At 58.8% G+C, this 20,333-nt stretch carries 12 protein-coding genes; 3 read left to right on the forward strand and 9 right to left on the reverse strand.

From position 1 onward, the window contains the following. Positions 1–128 precede the first annotated feature (128 nt). On the reverse strand, positions 129–1,373 hold the full coding sequence (locus CA51_RS00485) for an NAD(P)/FAD-dependent oxidoreductase (RefSeq protein WP_145117197.1): 1,245 nt from the start codon (positions 1,371–1,373) through the stop codon (positions 129–131). 371 nt (positions 1,374–1,744) lie between these two features. Between CA51_RS00485 and CA51_RS00490 the strand changes: the two genes are divergently transcribed. Then, on the forward strand, positions 1,745–3,289 hold the full coding sequence (locus tag CA51_RS00490; protein WP_145117198.1) for a GGDEF domain-containing protein: 1,545 nt from the start codon (positions 1,745–1,747) through the stop codon (positions 3,287–3,289). A gap of 33 nt (positions 3,290–3,322) precedes the next feature. Here the strand turns inward: CA51_RS00490 and CA51_RS00495 are convergent, their stop codons facing one another. The 7 genes from CA51_RS00495 to CA51_RS00525 form a co-directional block, all read right to left on the reverse strand. Further along, a complete protein-coding gene (locus CA51_RS00495; RefSeq protein ID WP_145117199.1) occupies positions 3,323–3,976 on the reverse strand; it encodes an SGNH/GDSL hydrolase family protein in 654 nt (217 codons plus the stop codon). A gap of 96 nt (positions 3,977–4,072) precedes the next feature. Next, the gene (locus tag CA51_RS00500) at positions 4,073–4,843 is read right to left on the reverse strand and encodes a hypothetical protein (protein WP_145117200.1); all 771 of its coding nucleotides are present in this window, start codon (positions 4,841–4,843) and stop codon (positions 4,073–4,075) included. 142 nt (positions 4,844–4,985) lie between these two features. Next, positions 4,986–8,789 (reverse strand): secretin N-terminal domain-containing protein, encoded by a 3,804-nt coding sequence (locus CA51_RS00505; protein ID WP_231745910.1) that lies wholly within the window; start codon positions 8,787–8,789, stop codon positions 4,986–4,988. A gap of 182 nt (positions 8,790–8,971) precedes the next feature. Continuing rightward, positions 8,972–10,879: an asparagine synthase (glutamine-hydrolyzing) gene (gene asnB, locus CA51_RS00510; protein WP_145117201.1), complete on the reverse strand. Its 1,908-nt coding sequence runs from the start codon at positions 10,877–10,879 to the stop codon at positions 8,972–8,974. Positions 10,880–11,265: 386 nt separating this feature from the next. Then, a complete protein-coding gene (locus CA51_RS00515; RefSeq protein ID WP_145117202.1) occupies positions 11,266–12,357 on the reverse strand; it encodes an RluA family pseudouridine synthase in 1,092 nt (363 codons plus the stop codon). 821 nt (positions 12,358–13,178) lie between these two features. Continuing rightward, positions 13,179–14,006, reverse strand: a complete 828-nt coding sequence (locus CA51_RS00520; RefSeq protein WP_145117203.1) for a tetratricopeptide repeat protein — start codon at positions 14,004–14,006, stop codon at positions 13,179–13,181. A 135-nt stretch (positions 14,007–14,141) separates the two neighbouring features. Further along, positions 14,142–14,510 (reverse strand): DUF2237 family protein, encoded by a 369-nt coding sequence (locus CA51_RS00525; RefSeq protein ID WP_145117204.1) that lies wholly within the window; start codon positions 14,508–14,510, stop codon positions 14,142–14,144. 319 nt (positions 14,511–14,829) lie between these two features. On the opposite strand from CA51_RS00525, the gene CA51_RS00530 reads away from it, so the two are divergent. Beyond that, positions 14,830–17,145 carry an ATP-dependent helicase gene (locus CA51_RS00530; protein ID WP_145117205.1) on the forward strand — a complete coding sequence of 772 codons (2,316 nt, stop codon included), beginning with the start codon at positions 14,830–14,832 and terminating at the stop codon, positions 17,143–17,145. A 159-nt stretch (positions 17,146–17,304) separates the two neighbouring features. On the opposite strand, the gene CA51_RS00535 is transcribed toward CA51_RS00530, so the two are convergent. Further along, complete coding sequence (locus CA51_RS00535; RefSeq protein WP_145117206.1) at positions 17,305–18,729, reverse strand: IS4 family transposase; 1,425 nt, start codon at positions 18,727–18,729, stop codon at positions 17,305–17,307. A gap of 393 nt (positions 18,730–19,122) precedes the next feature. Here CA51_RS00535 and CA51_RS00540 point away from each other — a divergent pair, with 393 nt between their 5' ends. Beyond that, a complete protein-coding gene (locus tag CA51_RS00540) occupies positions 19,123–20,190 on the forward strand; it encodes a hypothetical protein (RefSeq protein ID WP_145117207.1) in 1,068 nt (355 codons plus the stop codon). Positions 20,191–20,333: the final 143 nt, after the last annotated feature.

The raw sequence follows: 20,333 nt of genomic DNA on the forward strand, positions 1-20,333 counted from the left end.
TTGGCGGCGTCGATCCAAGCTTGGGCTTGGATTTGCGGACAGGCTGCAGATGCCAGCATCGCCGTCGCCAGCGGGACTGGCGACGCGAAACCGAACTTGGATTTGATGTTCCGGCGTCGGCGACACGCTTACATCGACATCGCGTCGCGCTTCGCCGCCTCGATCGCTTCATCCATGTCGTCGAAGATCGCGCCAGCTTGGTCGTGGAAGATCCGCCCGATCAACAGATCGGTCAGATTGCCGGTGTGCTGCGGATGAGCCTTCATGAAGCGACCGAAGCTGAATTCATTGGTGTAGTAAGCGTGGACCAGTTTGCGGATCCAGCTGGAACCATCTTTGAAGTCGTCGGCCCAGCGAGCCAGTTGAGCTCCGGAGAGATCATCTTTGGCAAAGCCTTCGGTGATCGCGTCGGCGGCTCGCACCCCCGTCTCCAACGCAAAATAGACGCCCGAAGAATAGATCGGATCGATGAAACCAAAAGCGTCGCCGATCAGCACCCAGCCCTCGCCAGCATGCCGTTTGGTGGTGTACGAAAACTCTTTGGCGACGCGGATTTCGCCCTGGAACTCGGCATCCTTCAGCCGCTCTTGCAGCCCCGGGCAGATGCTCAATTCGTGTTCGTATTTCGCGTCGGGCTTGAGCCCCTGTTTGAGCATGTAGTCGTTGTTGCCAACGCAGCCGATGCTGGTGATGCCGTTGGACAGCGGGATGAACCAGAACCAAGAATCTTTCTTCTCGGTCTGCATGATGATCGTCGCCCCTTCGTTTTCCCCCTCGTCCCGCCGGGCGTTTTTCCAGTAGCCCCAGATCGCGGCTTTCTTGAGGTCGGGATTGATCTCTTTCAGTCCCAGTTTGTTGGCGATAAACGATTGCAGCCCCGTCGCATCGACGACCACGCGGCTGGAGATCGTGTGCTCCTGCCCCTGAGCGTCGCGGACGCGGATCCCGGTGGCGCGATCTTGGTCGTCGATCTCGACGTCCAACAACCGCGTTTGGTCGTAACAATCGGCTCCCAATTCGGCGGCGCGTTCGAACAGCATCTGATCGAACCGCGCCCGTTCGACTTGCCACGTGCTGCTGCACTCACGCGGATCGTGCTGCTTGAAATAGAACGGCGACGACTCCTTGCCGCTGTTGGTGACAAACTGAACGCTCAGCTTCTTTTGAAAGCCGAGTTCTTCCATCCGATCGACCACACCCAAGCGTTGCAGCGGCCAATAGACCTCGGGCATCAGCGACTCGCCGATGTGAAAGCGGGGCATCGCTTCGCGCTCGATCAACAGCGTGCTATGCCCGGCGGCGGCGGTTAGAGCGGCGGCCGAACTGCCTGCGGGACCACCACCGATTACGACAACGTCATAGTTCGCTTTCACAATTAATTACCTAAGCTTTTTCGGAAGGAGTCGACAGTATGGAGGGCAGCTTGCAGCGGGCGGGATCGGGGGGATGCAAGGTCACCAAATCGGCCACTGAGACAGCGTTTCGGCACTCTCCCATCACTCCTTTATAGACAACAAACGTCGTTCGGCCAGGAATCGATAGACAAAATGAAACCAAAGTCCCCGTCGCAGACGCCTCGATTTGACAGGGCGGACCGCGTGACGTAGAGAATTATACCGGGTGTTATTTGGAATGAACCAATCTGGTCGCGGCACGAGCCCAGAAATGCGTCTTTACGCCGCACTGGGGCAACATGGCGTGGCTCAATACACCATTTTGGGCGAAGAGAAAACGGTTGTGAGGCATGGGAACTGAATTAGTCGCGTTGATAGCGCTCAGCTGCGGCTGTTCGGGTTTGTTGTGTGGGTGGTTTCTCCGCAATCCCAGCGGTCTGCCGCAGTCGGCGGCCCCTTCTTCCGACGCCGAAAAGAACCGCAACGAACGCGATCGGCTAGAAAAGATCGCCGCTTCGCTCCGCAGCGTGACCACTAGCGTGGCCGCGGAGGTCGACGCGCACCAAACAAAAATCCAGGCCGTGTCGGACAGTTTGTCCGATTCGGACGAGGACCATGTGCTCGATGCGGTCGCCAGCCTGATCGCCGCTAACGCGATGATGCAGCAGCAGTTGGGAGACGCCCAAAATCAGATCCGCAGCCAAGCCGCTGCGATCGAGTCGGCCGAAGAGATGGCGTTGACCGACGCGCTCACGGGCCTGAACAATCGTCGCGCCCTCGACCGCCAGATGACTCAGCGGCATGAGTTGGGCGATACCGTCGCCCATCCGACCACTTTTATGTTGATCGACGTCGATCACTTCAAGAACTTCAACGATCTGCACGGTCACTTAACCGGCGACGAAGTGCTCAAGCACGTCGGTCGGTTGTTGACCACCAGTCTCTCCGACGTTGGTTTTGTCGCCCGCTACGGCGGCGAAGAGTTTGCTGTCCTGTTTAACGACATGAAAGTCGCCGAGATCAAAGACCGCGCCGATGCGGTTCGTGAGACCTTTGGCGAGCAGGAGTTTTTCGTCGACGACCAATGTCTGCAGGTCACCGCCAGCGCGGGACTGGCTCAATTGGAACCGGGCGAGACGATCGAATCGTGGATCGAACGGGCCGACAACGCACTCTATAACGCCAAAGACGAGGGCCGAAACCAAGCCTACTGGATGGATGGCGATGTCGCGTTCCCGGTGAAGTCCGAGGACGAAGAAGAGGCTGCTGATACGCTCGCGGCCGCTGCCAGCGATCAACCCGAAGAATCGATCGTCGAACCGCCGGAAGAACCGATCGTAGAGCCGGCAGCAGAATCAATCGTAGGACCGGCGGAAGAATCGATCGTGGGACCGTCGGAAGATCCGTCGGAAGAGTCGATCGTAGAACCAGCGGCAGAACCGACCGCAGGTCCCGCGGAAGAAACCGCTGGTGGGGTCGATGTAGCCGACCTGACGAAGCTGAGCGAAAAAGTCGCTTCGGGGTTCATTAAGCTGCAGGCCGAACGGATTCCATTCTGCATGCTGTCGATCCGCGTCGAATCCGACAAATCGGACGATGCCTGGAAACAGATCACGTTGGACTGTCTGCACACTTCGGTCCGCGGGATCGATGCCGATCGGATCGGTTTCGACGGCGATCGGACGTTTATCGTCTGTCTGCCGAGCACCGATGAATCGGTCGCCGGAGAGCGTGCCAAAACGATCCGCCAGAGTATCGATGGGGCCAGTGGTTCGGCATGGAGTGTAGAAGTGACAACGACTCGTGCAACCGGCACCGAAACGTTCGAGGAAGCGATCCAACGCGCGATCGGATCCAGCCAGACCGCCGACCGCGATGAACCCGCGATCGTCTAAGCGTCTTGAACTCGCTGGCGGCTGAAGCGGCGATCATTCCGACAAGTGTTGCTCGATCACGTCGGCCACTCGTTCCGCCAGAAAGTCCGATCCGGCGGATGTGTAGTGCAGATCTTGAGGTCGGTGCAGTTCGTCGAAGCGGGGCATGATGTAGCCGTGTAGATCGTTGATCGGCACGTCGAGTTCGGTCATCACGCGGGCGGCGATCTCGTTGTAATGCGTCTCGTCGCCAAAGGTCCGGTCGGGATTCAGTTTGCCCTTGGGAATCGGTGTCGTCGACGCCCAGACCAACTTCGCCCCGGTCGCTTTCAACTTGGCCACCAACGCTCGCAAGTTCTTTTCGTAAGCGGCCGGTTCGACTTGCCGCGTGCCATCGGCTTGGTGCTTCAGATCATGGATGCCCCAATTGAAATGGATCAGATCCCAATCGCCATCGCCTAGCCATTTGTCGATGTTTGCCAAACCGCGAGTCGTCGGCCCGCCGTTAGCCGGGATTCGATGAACGTTCGCTTTGTCGGCCAACAGCTTACGCGTCGGCACGGTGTAACCCATCGAGATCGAATCGCCGATCAACAGCACCCGCGGAAGATCCGCGCGGTCTTCGATCGGCTTCAAAACGCCCTGCTGGCCAAAGACGGATGGACTGCAGACGAGCGACAGGAGGGCAATACAACAGATTCGATGCATGATGAGTCTCGCGGAGGGTGTAATGCTGGAAGGTCCGGTTGAGATCGACCAGTATACACGCTCGGCCAGAGGTTCTGACCGACTCGGACAGCATCCTTAAGGAGCCGGCAGCGGCGTCGGTTTCGACGTTTCCTGTGCGGCCGGCAACCGTGTCGTCATGCGTTTGGACGGCTTGGTTTGCTCGGGCATCCGCGCCAGTCGCTGTTGGAACGAACTGGGCAACGGGATCGTCGTCGTCTGCATCGCGCTGTTGGCGTTCAACCCTTGGTGCGTCTCGGTGGTGCCGAGGTAGTGGCCGACTTGGCGAACCGCAGGGACCGCGGGACGTTTGGTTGCGGTCATGTCGACCTTGCGACCGGGCAGCACAACCATCGCCGCTTCGCTTTGCACCACCTTGCCGCCAGTCGTTTTGAAGGTCGACATCAGCGACAGTTTCTTCTGGTCGCCGCCAGCAGCATCCCACGGGATCCAGATGCTGTACGACGCACCGAGATCCGATTCGCTGAAGTGCGATGTAAATTGCTCTTTGGTAAAGCGGAATCGCTTGATGCCATCGGAGTGCTGCGCCGAAGCCAACGCTTCATCGAAGCCGTGGATCGTCAGTTCCCCTTCGACCGGAACCGCTTGGCTGTGGTCGTTGTAGAAGTAGACTCGCCCGCCAAATCCGCGTGTCGGTGTCCGTCCTGGTTGGACGAGAATGTCGGGCGTCCAGGTGACCGCCATCTTCACCGGGTTGGGGTACGGTTTGGGTGGCTTGTCTTTGTTCCAGGGCAACTTGGCCGACCAAGATTCACTCTTGGGTGCCGTTGCACAACCCGTCGCGATCGGACATGCCGCGAAGATCAGAATGAAGAGGAATTTTTTCATCGGAGAATTATCCAAGAAGGTTTTCACTGCGAGATCGGGTTGGCGAGTCGCCCGTGTCGGGCGACTCTGGGAGCTTTCCATTCAGCCGTCTCGGCGATGCGAGACGGCTTGGTTCGGATCGCCCTTGGTGGGCGATCGGCCGCTAGCGTTGAGGCGTTCCGGCGGCGGGTGCGGCCATCGGAGCGTTGTATTGAACCGGCGTCGCATAACCTGGCGGCATCGCATAGTTGTTGGGCGTCGCCTCGTTTTGCATCGAGAAGACTTCCATTGGAACGCGTTGCTGTGGTTGCATGTTTAACGCCGAATCAGCCGCTTGGATGGGAGTCGCTTGTTCGATCAATCCCGGTGCCTGTGGGATCGCTGGAACCTCGCCGCTCGATTCGTAGGGGACCGTCTGCACAGGTTGCTGGCTAGGATCGATCGGCCGCTGTTGCAGGCTGCCCGGAACGATCTGTTCTCCTGGACCCAGCAATGGATCTTGTGGTGCGGTCGGGAAGTGATCGACGGTTGGGTGCATGTCGGGATAGATCATGGCACCAACTGCTGGGCCCCACAGACCGTATCCGCCACGCAAGCCCGCGTCGCCGTGCAGCTCGACTACGTCGGCTAGACAGTAGCTCATGCGGCTCGATTCGGCATCGTTGATCAATTGGATGTCCTCTTCGCCGTTGACGACCCGCGGTGTCAGCACGATCAACATCTCGGTTCGCTCTTCGATCTCTTGGTCGAATCGGAACAACTGGCCCAGGATCGGGATGTCCGAGACGTAGGGAACACGTCGGCTGAACTGACGACGACTCTTCGTGATCAATCCACCAAACACCACGGTCTGTCCCGACATCGCGGTCACAGTTGATTGAGCTTGTGTGATCAAGATCTGCGGCGAGATGATCGGATTGTCGTTGCTGTCGGTCGCAATCGGTTGGCCATTGTTTGGATTCGGATCGACGTTCGACCGTTGGGCGTCGACGTTCATTACGATCAACCCATCCTGGCCGACGCGTGGCGTGACCCGCAGGATCAACCCCAAGTTGATGTCTTGGGTGGCGATCACGGTGCCCGAGTTGGCGTTGCCGGCTTGCACCGATTCGATCCGCGGGAACAGCGAACCGACCTGAACGTAACCCTCGGTACCGTCGAGCGTCATGATCTGCGGACGGCTGAGGATCTGAGCCCGGCCCGAGTCTTGCAACATCCGTAGCAACAGGTTCACCGATTCGCTGGCCGCCGAAAGGACAAAGCCACCGTAGCCAAACTCGCTGCTTTGACGTCCCAGAGCAAAGGCGGAAGCCACTTGCCCGGCAAGGTTTTCCTGGTCGTAGGTGTTGGCGTTTGGCAGGCCTGGCGACGAATTCGGAAGGAAGTTGAAGCCGGGTGTGCTGGAGGTTGCACTTGCCACGCCGCGATCGAACAGAACCGAATCTTGCAAACCGAGTTCGGTGCCAAATTCAAATCCGTCGGTCAGAGTGACTTCGGCCAACACGACTTGGATCATGATCATCGGCGGGCGACGATCCAATTGATCGATCACGCGGCGAACGTCTTCATACAGTCGCGGCGAGACGCTGATCACCAGGCTGTTGGTACGGGCTTCGGGAACGACGATCAAGTCGCGTTCGGGAAGGTCGTACGGGCCAAGGTTTTGGCTGAAAAATTGGTTCCGCGATTGCAGCTGCGACTGTTGGTTAACAAAGTCTTGCAGCGCGGTCGCGACGTCCGCGGCGGCGGCGTTTCGCAACCAGATCGTCTCGGTGATCCGAGCCGAAAAACCTTCGGTGTCCAGTCGGATCAACAAGCTCTCGACGACTTCCAGATCGGTCGCACTGCCGCTGGCAATGATGCTGTTGGTCCGGATGTCGACGGCGAATCGCAGCGCGATCAACGAAGTCTCGCTGTTGCTGGTCTGCGTCATCGCGGCCAGGTTCCCGACACCGCTGCTGTTGGTCTGCCCCTCGGCGGAAAACAACTCTTGCAGCGAAGTCGTCAATTGAGTGGCGTCGCCGTTGACGATGGTAAAGACCTTGACCACGCTCTCGGCACCCGGCAGTTGATCCAACTGAGTGATCAATTCGCCGATCAATGGCATGCTGGCCGCCGGAGCGCGAACGATGATCGCGTTGACGTTGGCATCGGCGGTGACGACGACTCCCGACAGGATGCCCGAATCGAGCGTCTTGTTTCCTTGCGCGTCGACCGACAGGATCGACAGCGTGCTCGAAGGGATCGTGGTGTTGTCGGGAACGTCTTCGGGTTGCCCCGAGATCGCTGCTTGCAGAACCGGTTGCAGATCTTCGGCGAAGGCGTTCTTCAGTTTGAAGACCTTCAGTTCGCTCTCGGCCCCGGTCGCGGGAGCATCCAACTGTTCGATCATCCGTTCGACTTCCAACATGTCCCGAGGCGATGCCTGGGCGATGATCGAATTGGATCGATAGTCGGCGATGATCCGCGCCCTAGCGCCCAAGCCGGGGCGAAGATCTTCGTTGCCGCTGGGTCGATCGACAAAGAAACCTTGCACGGTGGCTTGGACATCCAGGGCGGATGCGTGTTTCAGATTAAAGACGCGAAATTGCGAAGCGACATCCACCGGTTGATCGACTTTTTTGATCAGATCGATCACCCCGGCAACCGCTTCGTCGCGACCGATCAACAGGATCGCATTGGGTTTATCCAACGCGGTGATGCTGACTTGGCCTTGGCGAGGTGCCAGAACCTGTTCGTACAATTGGTTCACGATCTCCGCGACGGCATTGCTGTTGGCATGCTCCAACGCGACGACTTCGACCTTCGGCTGCGTGACCGCACTCTGCTCTTCGATCTGTTTGATAACTTCCATCACGCGTTGGACGTCGCGTTTAGCACCGCGAACGATGATCACGCCCAGCTCGGGAACAAATTCGATCTGCACGTCGCCAAACAGACCGTTGAAGGCATCGTCGCCGCCGGCATCGCCCGCTTGGCCATCGTCGCCTCCGGCTTGTCCGTTGCCCGCAGCGGCTTGGCGTTGCATGACTGCACGCAACAGCGGATTGTCGCGACCGCCACCGGCGACGCCGATCGTGTCGTCCTCTTGAGCGACGACGGGACGGATGTCCGATAGCAATCGCACGGCGCGGCGGATCGGTGCTTGTTCGGCATTTTCGATTCGCATCAATTGAGTCGCCACGCCGGGGTGGTGCTCTTGGCGATCGATCGTTTCGATGACGCGCTGCCATCCGTTGATCGAAGTCTTCGGCGCGACGACGGTGACTTTGTTGTCGCGACGATCGATCTGTACTTTGGTAGTGCCAGCGTGTGCGCTGGTGATGTCGAAGCTGGCAAGTTCGCCGTTCCGCTGTGTGGTGACAGGCAATTTGCGTCCTGCCAAGCGAGCCAGTCCATCTTCAAAGTCGCGCCACGATGCGTTGTGAAGCGCGAACTGAGCACGCACAGGTTGACCGACGTTGGCACTCACCTGTTGGATCTCTGGCGATCCTTTGACCGCTTGGTGCACGTTCCGTTGGATCTCGTCGTGAAGCCCAGCCGGTGCCATCACCAACAACTGGCCCGTCTTCTCGTCGCCCGTGATCCGGACGTCGACGTTCTTGCGATACTGCAAACCGACGTTGCGTTCGATCTCGTGCAACCGATCCGCCGGGACGGGCAGAGCGCGGAGCACAGGTTTGTCGCTGGCTGTTGTGACTTGGACGACATCCAAAGCCGCGATCGATTCAGCCGCCACGCGTTGTGCGTCGGGACCACCGCGAACGATCAGGCGGTTGTTCGTTCGATCGATCACCACCTCGCCCACTTGATTCGCTTGCGCCAGCATCTGGCGGACGCGTGGAGCCAGCTGGCCCGCGGGACCGTTCTGCACGGGATAGACGTTCCCGGTGACAGGCGGCTGAGAAAACGCTGGTATCGCAAGCGTTAACACAAGGATCAGCAACATTGCAGTTCGGTTCAGCATGACAGTTCACTCGTCGAGCGGAATTTGGATAGACAATCGATCCAATCGTCAGAACCGGACGAACCCGAGCAACCAAACCACCCCAAAAGCACTGCGATCACAAACGCGTGGCGTTACAGTTTGCCTAAACTCTCGCCGCGGGGGCGGCAGGCAAAGGCATACGAGGGCTGCAGCACCTCGTTTTAGAACCAACGATCGCCCCAGAGGATCGTGTTGGCAATCGGCCAGTGCCAGCTGGCCAGATGGTTAGGCAGACGACACAGCTCGTCGAGCGCATCGCGGCGGAACAGTTGTTGCGCGAACGGACTCGTTCGATACAGCTCCTGCAACCATGGCTGCCATTGTCCGCCCAACCAGTGAGGGACCGGTGTCGGGAAGCTTGCTTTAGGTCGCTGCGCCAGTTCGGCCGGCATCCGATTTCCGGCCACTGCGCGCAACAGTCGCTTGCCGCGCAGCGACCCGTCCGCGGCCAAGGCGCTCGCGGTGCGATGCTGCAGCGTTTCGCCCGGTGCAACATCGATGCAGTAGCCAAACGGTTGACGAAACATCTGTTCGACGAAGTGATGGTCGGTGTACGGGACCCGCGATTCCAACCCAGCCGTCATCGTCGCGCTATCGAGTCGCGACAGCAAACATTCCAGGTTGACGCGTAACAACAGATGCGCCGTTTTTTCCACTCCCGACAGATCGCCCAGCTGGCGGAACTGGCGATCGTAAAAACGCTCGACGCTGCCGTCGGCAAACGCCGCGGGCCAGGTGGCGTCATGAAACAGCGAAGCCTGCGTGGCTGCCGAGATCAATCCGTTGGCAGCCAAGTAATGGTCTCCCGCCGAAGCAAACGTGGCCGTGCCGTATTGCTGCATCAAGCTGTCGCGAGCCGTCTGCGCCGCCGCGGGTGCTAGCGAATCGAGCGCTCGCGAGAGATCAAAATCGTTCCCCGACCAATGTGGAATCAAGTATCCGCAACAAGCTTCGTCGGCCCCTTCGCCGCCGAGCGCCACGCCGACCTGTTGCTTCAACTGTTGGGCGACGCGATAGATGATCGCGTCGGTTGGCGTCGAGATCGGCGTCTCGTAAGCCGCGATCAATTCCATCCAGGTCCGATGGTAATCGGTCGCCGAAACCGTGACCTGATCGAAATCGAAGCCGACGTGCTGGGCACAGCGCCGCGCATACTCAAAATCATTCCCCGCCGAGTCCAGTTCCGGATCGATCCCACCGCCGCACCGCGCGGTCATCGAAACACCTTCGTTGCGATGCAGCAGCGCCGCCAGCAGATTCGAATCGACCCCACCCGAGAGCATCATCCCGACGGGGACGTCGCTGCGCAGCCGGATCGAAACTGCTTCGCTGATCGTTTCCTCGAACCGATCGACAGCGTCGTCGAACGCCAGCCCCGTCGTCTCGCGCGGCGGAGGAGTCCAATAGATCGAGGATGTCAGTTTGTCGTCTGCCAGCGTCAACGTCTCCGCCGGACGGACGGCCTGGATACCCGCGAAGACGGTTTCGGTATCCAACGTGATCCGAAACGTGCTCAAGTAATGACGGATCGTCGATAGATTCGGTTGGGGGCGGAAGTTGGGATGGGCGGTGATCGCGGCGATCGAACTGGCGAAGACAAACTGTTGCCCAAGTTCAGCGTAGAAGAGCGGTTTGACGCCGAAGCGATCCCGCGCGATGAACAGCTGACGTTTTTGAAAGTCGTAGACGCCAAAGGCGAACATGCCACGCAGATGTTCAACACACTTTTCACCCCAGTGCAGCCAAGCGGCCATCAGAACTTCGGTATCGCACTGCGTGCGGAATCGAAACCCGTGGGATCGCAATGTGTGTCGCAGTACGTCGTCGTTGTAGATCTCGCCGTTGTAGACCAACGCACACGATCCGTCTTCGGAAACCCATGGTTGCCGACCGGCATCGGGATCGCGAATCGCCAACCGGCGGTGGGCGAGGATCAGATTATCGCGACGCAGCAGCGTGGCATCATCGGGGCCGCGTGCGGCCATCCGATCGCGGATCGCGATCACTTGCGGATCGGTCAGCGTCGGGGCGGCGCCGCTGCGATCGAGGATGCCCAAAATTCCACACATTGGATCCCTCTTAATCGATCGCTCGCGGCACTACAAAGTTGCCGACCGTTTCGGTCGGCGCATAAAAAAAGCTCCCGGATAGTACGAGTCCCAGGGGGGCGGAGGACAGCGCGCTATGGATCCGGGAGCCGGTGGTTCTTTGCGTTAGCAATCGGCAGGCATCCTTGCCTTTCAATCACCAACGTTGTCTTCGCGACGAGCCGATTATTAATCAATCTTCATCCTTGAAGAAAGAGCAATTATCGTGTCCGCAGGACAAATGTCCCAGTGTGCTGGACCGCTCAATCGCTTGGCCGTGTTGGCTAACCATCACTGCCATGGCGGGAGAATAGAGGCAACCGCCGACATGGGTCAAGGTTGGTTTTCGACTTTCCTGAGAAATTCGCTCATGCTCGGTTTTCGCTAGGGTTTAACGAGCGCAAGCACTTCAAAACCGCTTCGATATCGTCGGGGACGGGAGCTTCGAAGACCATCCGTTTGCCGCTCTGCGGATGATCCAATTCCAGCCGCTGCGCGTGCAGTGCTTGCCGCGTTAACAACGGCTCGATCGTCTCCCGTTGTGCCGAGGGTTGCGGATGATAATTGCCCGCCAGATCGTCGGCGGTGATCCGCGATCGACCACCATAAAGTTTGTCGCAAAGGATCGGATGCCGCAGGTGATCCAAGTGAACTCGCAATTGATGCGTCCGCCCGGTCTTGGGAAACAGCCGCACATAAGTGAAGCCACGAAACCGTTCAATCACTTCATAAAAGGTGGTCGCTTCTTTGCTGGTCGCATGATTGGCGCGGATCGCCATCTTCTCGCGTTGGTACGGATGGCGTCCGATCGGGCGATCGATCTGATCGCGGTCGCGGCTGAGCACTCCGCACGCGACGGCGACGTATTGCTTCTTGACCGTCCGATCGGCGAACTGAGCGGCCAAGTTCATGTGGACCGCATTCGTCTTGGCGACCACGATCACTCCGCTGGTGTCGCGGTCCAGTCGATGGACGATCCCCGGCCGCGTCGGGCCACCGATGTCCGAGAGCGATTGGAAATGGTAAGCCAGCCCGCTCGTCAACGTCCCCGACCAATGGCCCCTGGCGGGATGGACGACCATCCCCGGCGGCTTGTTCACGACGACCATCCCGTCGTCTTCAAAGACGATATCAAGCGACATCGGTTCCGGAATCGTGCCATCTTCGGGAGGCTCGGGCATGCGAAAGCGGATCTGTTGGTTGGGCCGCAGCCGAAAGCTGGGGCGGACCGTCCGGCCATCGACCTGAGCTCCCCCCTCGTGCACTAGCATTCGCATCTGATTGCGGCTGACCCCATCCAAGACCTGAGTCAGATACATGTCGATCCGCTCCCCCTGAGCGCTCTCGGGGACATGGATCGATCGATAAGTCGTCTCGGCAGCGGATTCCTGATCGTCCGAAGTCGCTTCGTCCAGGAGTTCTTCGTCGACAGGTTCTTCGTCGGTGGAGTGATCGTTCAAAGCAGGCTTTTGATGGAGGTTGCTGTCGAATTGGGGGAAGGAGCCAGCGGTCTGGCGGCCCTCGGAGCGTCATTGTAACGCATCTCGATTTTCCGGGACCTCGCCGCCCCGGCAATGGGGCTGCCGCAGATCGGCGGCGAAAAGCCACGATTGCGAACCGACCAACACCGCCCGGCGAAGCCAGCAGGGCCGGAATTTCGTAGTGGCGAAGCCACGGTATGCAACAGCCAGGGACGCAAGTCCCAGGGAGGCCGAATTGCGCCCCCCCAATGACCGACAGTCGCGAAGCGACGACATGCGATAGCCCAATCAACCGCGTCGCCATGCCGTCGCTTTCGCGACTGAGATGCTCCGCTGCGCACCAATTTCCTGGGACTTGCGTCCCAGGCTATCGCATGCCGTCGCTTTCGCGACTGTGGCAGCCCGGCTGGATCGAGCACGATCGCTTGGCGCCGTCGGACGCCCCTCCCCGAACCTCGCTTCGCTGGTTCGACCCTCCCCTAAACTGCGTTTTGGGGAGGGTGAAGTGACGGCTACATGCACCCGCCCAGCGAAGCAGGGAGGGTCGGAAAACAAGCGTTTAGCGAGTTTTCCGGGGAGGGTTTTGCGGCTGGATCGAGCACGATCGCTTGGCGCCGGCGGACGCCCCTCCCCGAACCTCGCTTCGCTGGTTCGACCCTCCCCTAAACTGCGTTTTGGGGAGGGTGAAGTGGCGTGTGCGGCGCCGCGGGGGCGGAAAACAAACGACCATCGCACGAAAAAAGCCCCGGGGACCAACTTGCTTCCCGGGGCTCGATTTGATTTCGATTGCGAATCGCAGACTATTCGGTCTTCGCTGGCTCTTCGGCAGCTGCGTCTTTCGCTTCGGCAGCCTCTTCCTTTGGAGCTGCTGCCGCCTCTTCTTTAGCTTCCGCTTCGGGAGCGTCGCTGACTTCGACATCCTTCAAATCGGGAGTCTCTGCCGGTGGCAAACCTTCGGCGGGGCCGTCGGGCAGGTCTTCCAGGCCAGGCAATCCGGGAGCGATCGAGGCCATGGAGACGGGTTGGTTTTCGCGGAACCATGTGTAGAAATCGCGAACGTCGTCGGTTCCCAGCAGGCGGATTCGTTCTTTGGCTTGTTCGGCCAAAGCTTCGGAGCTGGTGTTGTCCGCGACGATCTCGTAAGTCGCGATCGCTTGATCCAGGTCGCCTTGAGCTTCGTAGGCTTTGGCCAGCCCCAGGTTGGCTCGCGTCTTCAACAACGGGTCTTTGGCCGTCGCGAGTACGCTCTTGTAGTTTTCGGTGGCAGCTTCCAAAAATCCGGTCGCTTCATCGCGGTCGACAAACATCGACTCGATCCCCGCGCCCAGATTGTGATCGGCTTGAGCGATTTGAGCCCACTGGCCAGGCATCGTGTCGGCGAAGTCTTGGCTGACTCGCTTGAACGATTCGGGGTCTTCGTTGCTGGTTGCTAGCAAGAAGTCGAGGCTCGCCGTTGCGTCGTGAGCTTGCTTGCGCATGCTTACAAAGTTGTACGCGAACACGATCACGATCAACCCGATCACGCCGATCACGATCGCACGAAGATAGGGCGTGATGCTTTGGATACCGCTTCCTAAAGCATCCGCAAGTTCGTTTTGCTGCAATTGGTGCCGCTCTTCGCTCTTCATCAGTTCTTCCGATCCGGTGGATTTGATTTGTTGTCGGCGACACACCTGGACTGCGTTCGTCGCTCGGGGGGATTCGCCCCGAAGTATAGGAAGGGGAGGGATTTAGCGTCAATACGCGATCGCCACCCCGCAGCTTCAACCGTCGGCTGCGTGCGCCTGCAGAACTTCCAAGTCGATAAATTCTAGCGTCGAGATATGGGTGGCGTCCAGAACGACCGGCGGAGCCATCCCGGCCTGCCACGCTTCTTTCCATCGCAACGCGCACAAACACCAACGATTTCCCGGCTTCAGACCGGGGAAACCGTATTCGGCAACCGGCGTGCTGAGATCGTTGCCGACCGATTTGCTGAACTCCAGAAACTCGGCAGTGACCTGCGTGCAGACGATGTGCAGCCCCACATCCTCGCGCCCCGTATCGCAGCAACCGGTGCGATAAAATCCGGTCATCGGGTCGACGCTGCAAGTTTGCAGCGGTGTGCCCAAGACGTTCTTTGCCTTGCTCAAAGCTCGTTCCCTGTGTGTTCAATGCGATCCCAACGGCAACCAATGCGTCCCCAGTGCCCGGAGATCGGGTGCCGTTTCTCGATGGCCGAAGCGTCTATTGTGCCACCAACCCTCGATGTCCGAAAGCTCACGCGATTGGGCTTTCCTCACTAGCCCACGGTTTTGCTGGCAGCAACGCGTCGCGATCGGCCGCAACCGTCGCAAACATCGGCTCGGGGTCGTCGCGATCCCATTTTTGCTTTAACCTGAAATCACCACCGGGCCAACCGCACCAAGCCCGCTCGCGATGCCAAATCGATAGCAGATAAGAAGGCGTTTGATGGACTTAATTCTCGACAACTTGACCGACCCGCAGCGAGCCGCGGTCACGCACATGGATGGTCCGATGTTGATGCTCGCTGGCCCCGGCAGCGGCAAGACCCGCGTGGTCACTCATCGGATCGCGCATCTGTTGCGGGAAGGAGTCCCCGCGTCGCAGATCCTGGCGTTGACGTTCACCAACAAAGCGGCGGAGGAGATGTTGGCCCGCGTCCAACAACTCGCTCCCGGCGAACCGGTTTGGATGAGTACGTTTCACCGCTTTTGCGCTCGCATGCTGCGACAATATTCGTCGCTGGTCGGGCTGCAAGAGAACTATTCGATCTACGACATGGCCGACGCCAAGGCGACGATGAAGCGGGCGATCGAGGTCTCGGGGATCTCGCTGAGTCACACGTCGCCCGATCAGATCGCCAACGCGATCAGCCACTTCAAAAATCAATTGCTGACGCCCGAGTCGATGGAAGGGGCGAATTTGCCGGCGGGTAAAATGCTCGCCGCCAAGGTTTATCCTTATTACCAACAGTTGCTGTTGGTCGCCAACGCCGTCGATTTCGATTGCATGCTGCTGCACGTCGCCCGGATGTTGCGCGAGAACCCCGAATTGCGCGAAGCCTTGGATTCGCGGTTCCGCTACATCATGGTCGACGAATATCAGGACACCAACCTAGCGCAATATGCGATCGTCCGTTCGCTGTCGGTCGTCCACCAGAATCTGGCGGTGACGGGCGATCCCGACCAGTCGATCTACGGTTGGCGTGGAGCGAATCTGAACAACATCCTCGACTTTGAAAACGATTACCCGCAAGTCAAGACCGTTCGGCTGGAACAGAACTACCGCAGCACGCCCAACATTCTGCGGGTGGCCGATCAATTGATCACCAACAACACCCGCCGCAAGCACAAGGGGTTGTACACGCACAATCCCGAAGGAGCGGCGGTGCGGTTGCGGATCTACGCCAACGGTTATCAGGAAGCGGACGACATCGCCGATCAGATCGTCGAACAGATCCAGAATCACGGCCGCAGTCCGAAGGACTTTGCGATCCTGTGCCGGATGAATTATCTGACCCGTTCGTTGGAACATTCGCTCCGCTCCCGCGTCGTCCCCTACACGATCGTTCGGGGCGTCGAGTTCTATCAGCGGAAAGAGATCAAGGATCTGCTCTCCTATCTGCAACTGATCAACAACCCAGCCAACGACGCTGCGCTGTCGCGGATCGTCAACACGCCGGCTCGCGGGATCGGCAAGACGACGATGGACCGAGTGATGTTGTTCGCCGCTCGGCACCGGATTCCGCTGTTCGAAGCGATCTGCCGCTGCGATGAAATCGAATCGATCAAACCGCGAACCCGTGGGCTGTTGAAACGTTTTGTCGGAATCATCGACGCGCTCAGCCGGAAGGCTTCGTCCAGCCTCGAGGATCTGTTGCGGTTCGTGTTGGAGCAAACGCAGTACAGCGATTACCTGCGGTTTTCGACAGTCGAAGGAGAGGATAACGACGCGCTTGCGAACGTCGACGAATTGGTTTCCGCCGCCGTCGAATTCGATCGCCAGCATCCCGACGATGGATCGCTGGAAACCTTCCTGGAGCAGGTGGCGTTGATCTCCGATACCGATGCGTGGGAAGAATCGAGCGATCGCGTGACGCTGATGACGCTGCACGCCGCCAAGGGGCTCGAATTCCCTTGCGTCTATATCATCGGCGTCGAGGATCAAGTGCTGCCGCACCATCGCAGCCACGATGATCCGATGCAGTTTGAAGAGGAGCGGCGGTTGCTGTTCGTGGGGATCACGCGAGCTGAACAGACGCTGCAGTTGAGCATGGCCAAGCTGCGATCGGCCCGCGGTAGCATGCGTCCCGCCGCGGCCAGCCCATTCCTGCTGGAACTGCCTCGTGAAGAGATGCAGGTGATCGACGCCCATCAACCGACGCAATACGGCGACGACAACGATTTCGATGTCGACGTCGAATATCCCGAGGCATGGGATATGCACGCTGATCACGACGACGATCTGAATCAATTGCCGCCCGAAGAACGGACGCCCGAAACCACCTCCACCCCGCGAACCGCTCCGATCGCGTCGGTCACGACCGCCGCCCAAATGCTCGAACAGCAGATGGCCAACACGATCGATCCCGAGATCTATACGGTAGGGATGATCGTCAGCCATCCCGAATACGGCAGCGGCCGGATCCAGAGTCTGTCGGGTTCGGGAGGCAAGCGGACGGCAACTGTCAACTTCTTTGTCGACAGCATCGAACGCCGCTTCCGACTCTCCCACGCCCAACTGACGCCCGAAAGCGAAGATTAGGGGGTTGTCAAACTTTCATTTTAGGACTGACGGTAGTGGACGAGGTCACGAGTCCCCATTCACGAGTCCCCATGATCTCTGGCGCGAAAGGACTCGTGAACTCGTCCACTAACCCTGAATTCAAAAGGACCTCGTGACCTCCTGTCGATTACCCACAAGTCATTGGTCTGGTCCGAAGGCTTGCCAGCAGAGGGCGAAGTCGAGCATTCGCCGCGTGCCTCGCCAGATTACTTCGGCTCCCGGCGGACCGTCGCCTTGGCGGTGATTGTAGCCGCCAAGGGTCGCAAGGACCGGGATGAATTGTGACAGCTCAGGAGCTTGCTTTGGGGGAGCCGTCTTTTCCACCACTTTCCAGACCGACTTCCATTCCGCTTCGCTGAAGACGACATCACAGGGAAGCTCTGGACACTCGCGGCCTAAGAAGGTCACAAACATGATCCGCCATGCGATCACTTTGTAAAACATCAACGCGCGGATCAGTCGGTCTCTCGCTTCGAGTTGAATCTCTTCGACCCGGCAGCCAGTTTTGAAAACTCGAAAGAATACTTCGATTGGCCAACGAGCCACATACAAATCCACAATCCGCAGCGTCTGGGCAATCGTGTCGACCGGCAGAGAACTCAGTAACAGCCAGTCGACTTCGGTTCCGTCGCCTGGGCCATCGATCTCGCGCACCCAAACGACACTGATCTCGACCGGCGGCATCGAAGACTGCTTGTTGTGTGGCGCACGAAGAGTCATCCGCTTCGCTCGAATTTCTAACTTCGCAGTGCGTGCTTCACGGCCGGGGTGTTGTTTGTTTCCTGATCCTTTGGTTCGCTTGGGCGTTTGGGGAAGCTGGACTTCGCGGTAAGCGACCGGCTGGGCGGATGCGATTTCGGCACGCATTTTCTTATAAGCCGCAGGCCCGCCATCGGGGTCTTTCTCCGGCAACGAGCGTTTTCGCTGCGAGCGAATGACGAACTGAGCCGGTGTTTCATGCTGATCGGCTTCGACGAAAATGTCGTAGATGTCTCCTTCGCGATCGGCCAGCGAAACGATCTGAGTTTCAGGACATTTTCCGGCGATCTCGCAGGCCTTGCGATAACCATCGAGCCATCGTTGCCCTTCGCCGGTGTGTAGGGGTTGGCCTTCTCGCTTCTTGCTGGTGCCGAGCGATTCTTTGTCGCGATCGTAGAACTTAACACCGACCACCCCGAGACAAAGTTTCTCCGGCGTGAAGGCGATGTGGGAATGATCGTAAAGTCCACGGCGGCCTAAGCGATCGAGATTGCGGACGCCTTCGGGCGGATGCGCGGTGTAGTCCAGTTCGGTGGTATCTTGTGCGATGCAAACGGTGTCTTGGGCTTTGATTCGTTGGAGTGTCTTTTCAGCGTGAGCCCCGAGAATGGCTTCTGGATCGACGTTGGGGTTATCGAATAGACGGTAGGCGGCTTTGGTTTCGTCCCAGCCACTGCAAGCTTCGTTGATACTGGCCGAAGGGTTGGCCGCCAGCGAGGCGAGCAACGCTTCGGCTCGATCGTTGAGACGTTTGTCTCCAAGTTGAATATCTTGAAATTCGTATGCGATACTGGTCGGTTGCATGCTTTCACCTTAAGATTTCATTGTGCAAAATGAAATACTACAAGCGCAAATACCGTGCCAAAACGAGCTGTTTTTGCGGCGACTTGTGGGTAATCAACAGCTCGTGACCTCGTCCACTACCCTGAATTCAAATGTGGATGAAGCACTAGCAGTGGTTCGACTGGCCGAGCGTCGTTTGCCAGCGAAGCTCTTTAGGGAAGACGACTGAAGACAATCGGCCGCAATTCGCTACTTCCCCCAGTCTCTGGACGCTAGCAGTCGCTGCGGCGGTTGGTTTCGGCGTTTTCATCAAACAACCCAGCCGAAGGGTAAGGTTGACCGCATCGATTACCGATAGAACCGATGTCGATCGTTGCTCGCGCTCCTGCCTTCCTCGCCTGAGAGAATGTCTTGATGAAAGTTCTCGTTTGCCCTCAACTTTTGCTGATGTCGATGCTGATGGCTGCCCCAGTGTTTGCACAAGTGGTGCCGGGCACCGGAACGAAGATCGATTACGTTGGCGACGATTTCGAGGAACCGGGTTGGGAATTTGTCCACAACATGCCCAAGGGTTCGCACGAAAACAACGAGCGCCGCAACGGGCCGTCGGGTTATTCGAAGAACCGCCGCTTTATTGAAGGGCCCGAGCGCGGCCAGCCCGATCACATGCAGATCATCCCGACTCCGGCCGGCGGTCTGCCGCACAGCAAGAACGCGCTGTGGGTTTCGACGTTGCACAGCGGCATCCCCGGGCAAAACACCCGGACCGTCGAACAGGATGATTTGATCGTCAGTTGTCCCTCGCGATTGGGAACCAGTTTCCGACCTTCGGAATCGCCCAACTGCATGGTGCGGATCTATTTCCCCGAAGCCGATCGTTGGGAAAAGCGAAACGGGCCGCACTTCGGATTCCGTTTGGGATGTTCGACCACCGCCGAACAGGAGCGTGAAGGCTTTCTGGCCTTTGGAACCGAGATGGGCCCCGAACCGTATTGGCCTGGAATCTGGGTTCACTATCGCCACACCGCCGACCAACGCGGCCCCGCCGGTTCGGCTTATCTGGCAGTTCGCGGCGACAACCGCGGCCGCGACTTCCGCGTTGCCGAGATGGAGCAGTTCGGTTGGTGGACGTTTGGAATCAGCGTCACTCCCGACGGCCGCATCCACTACTACGCCAGCCCCGGCGTCGATCCACTGACGCCACAAGATCTGCTGACCAGCCAAACGCCTTACGGCTTTAACGCCGAACGCGTTTCATCGTTCTTCTTCAACTTCTGCAACGTGAACGATGGCCGCACCTGGTCGACCCCGGTCGTGATCGACGATCCCGAGATGTACCTGGTCAACGCGTCGCGTGTGATGCAGTTCGTGCAACGCAAAGAAGCTGCCGAGGCGAAACGACAAGCCTACGCCAAACGCCGCGCCGAGATGATGGCCGAGCGCAACGCCCGCTCGCAAAACAACAGCCGATCGAGCCGTTAATAGCTTCGATACGCTTCGCCCGCAGTCGATACGCCTCTTCTCCAGTCGCGAAGCGACGGCATGCAATAGCCTGGGACGCAAGTCCCAGGACCCCAGGACCAAGCGACCAAACCATGCCGCCCGAGTCGCGAAGCGACGTCATG

Origin of the sequence: Rosistilla oblonga, assembly GCF_007751715.1 — a bacterium.
GTDB lineage: Bacteria > Planctomycetota > Planctomycetia > Pirellulales > Pirellulaceae > Rosistilla > Rosistilla oblonga.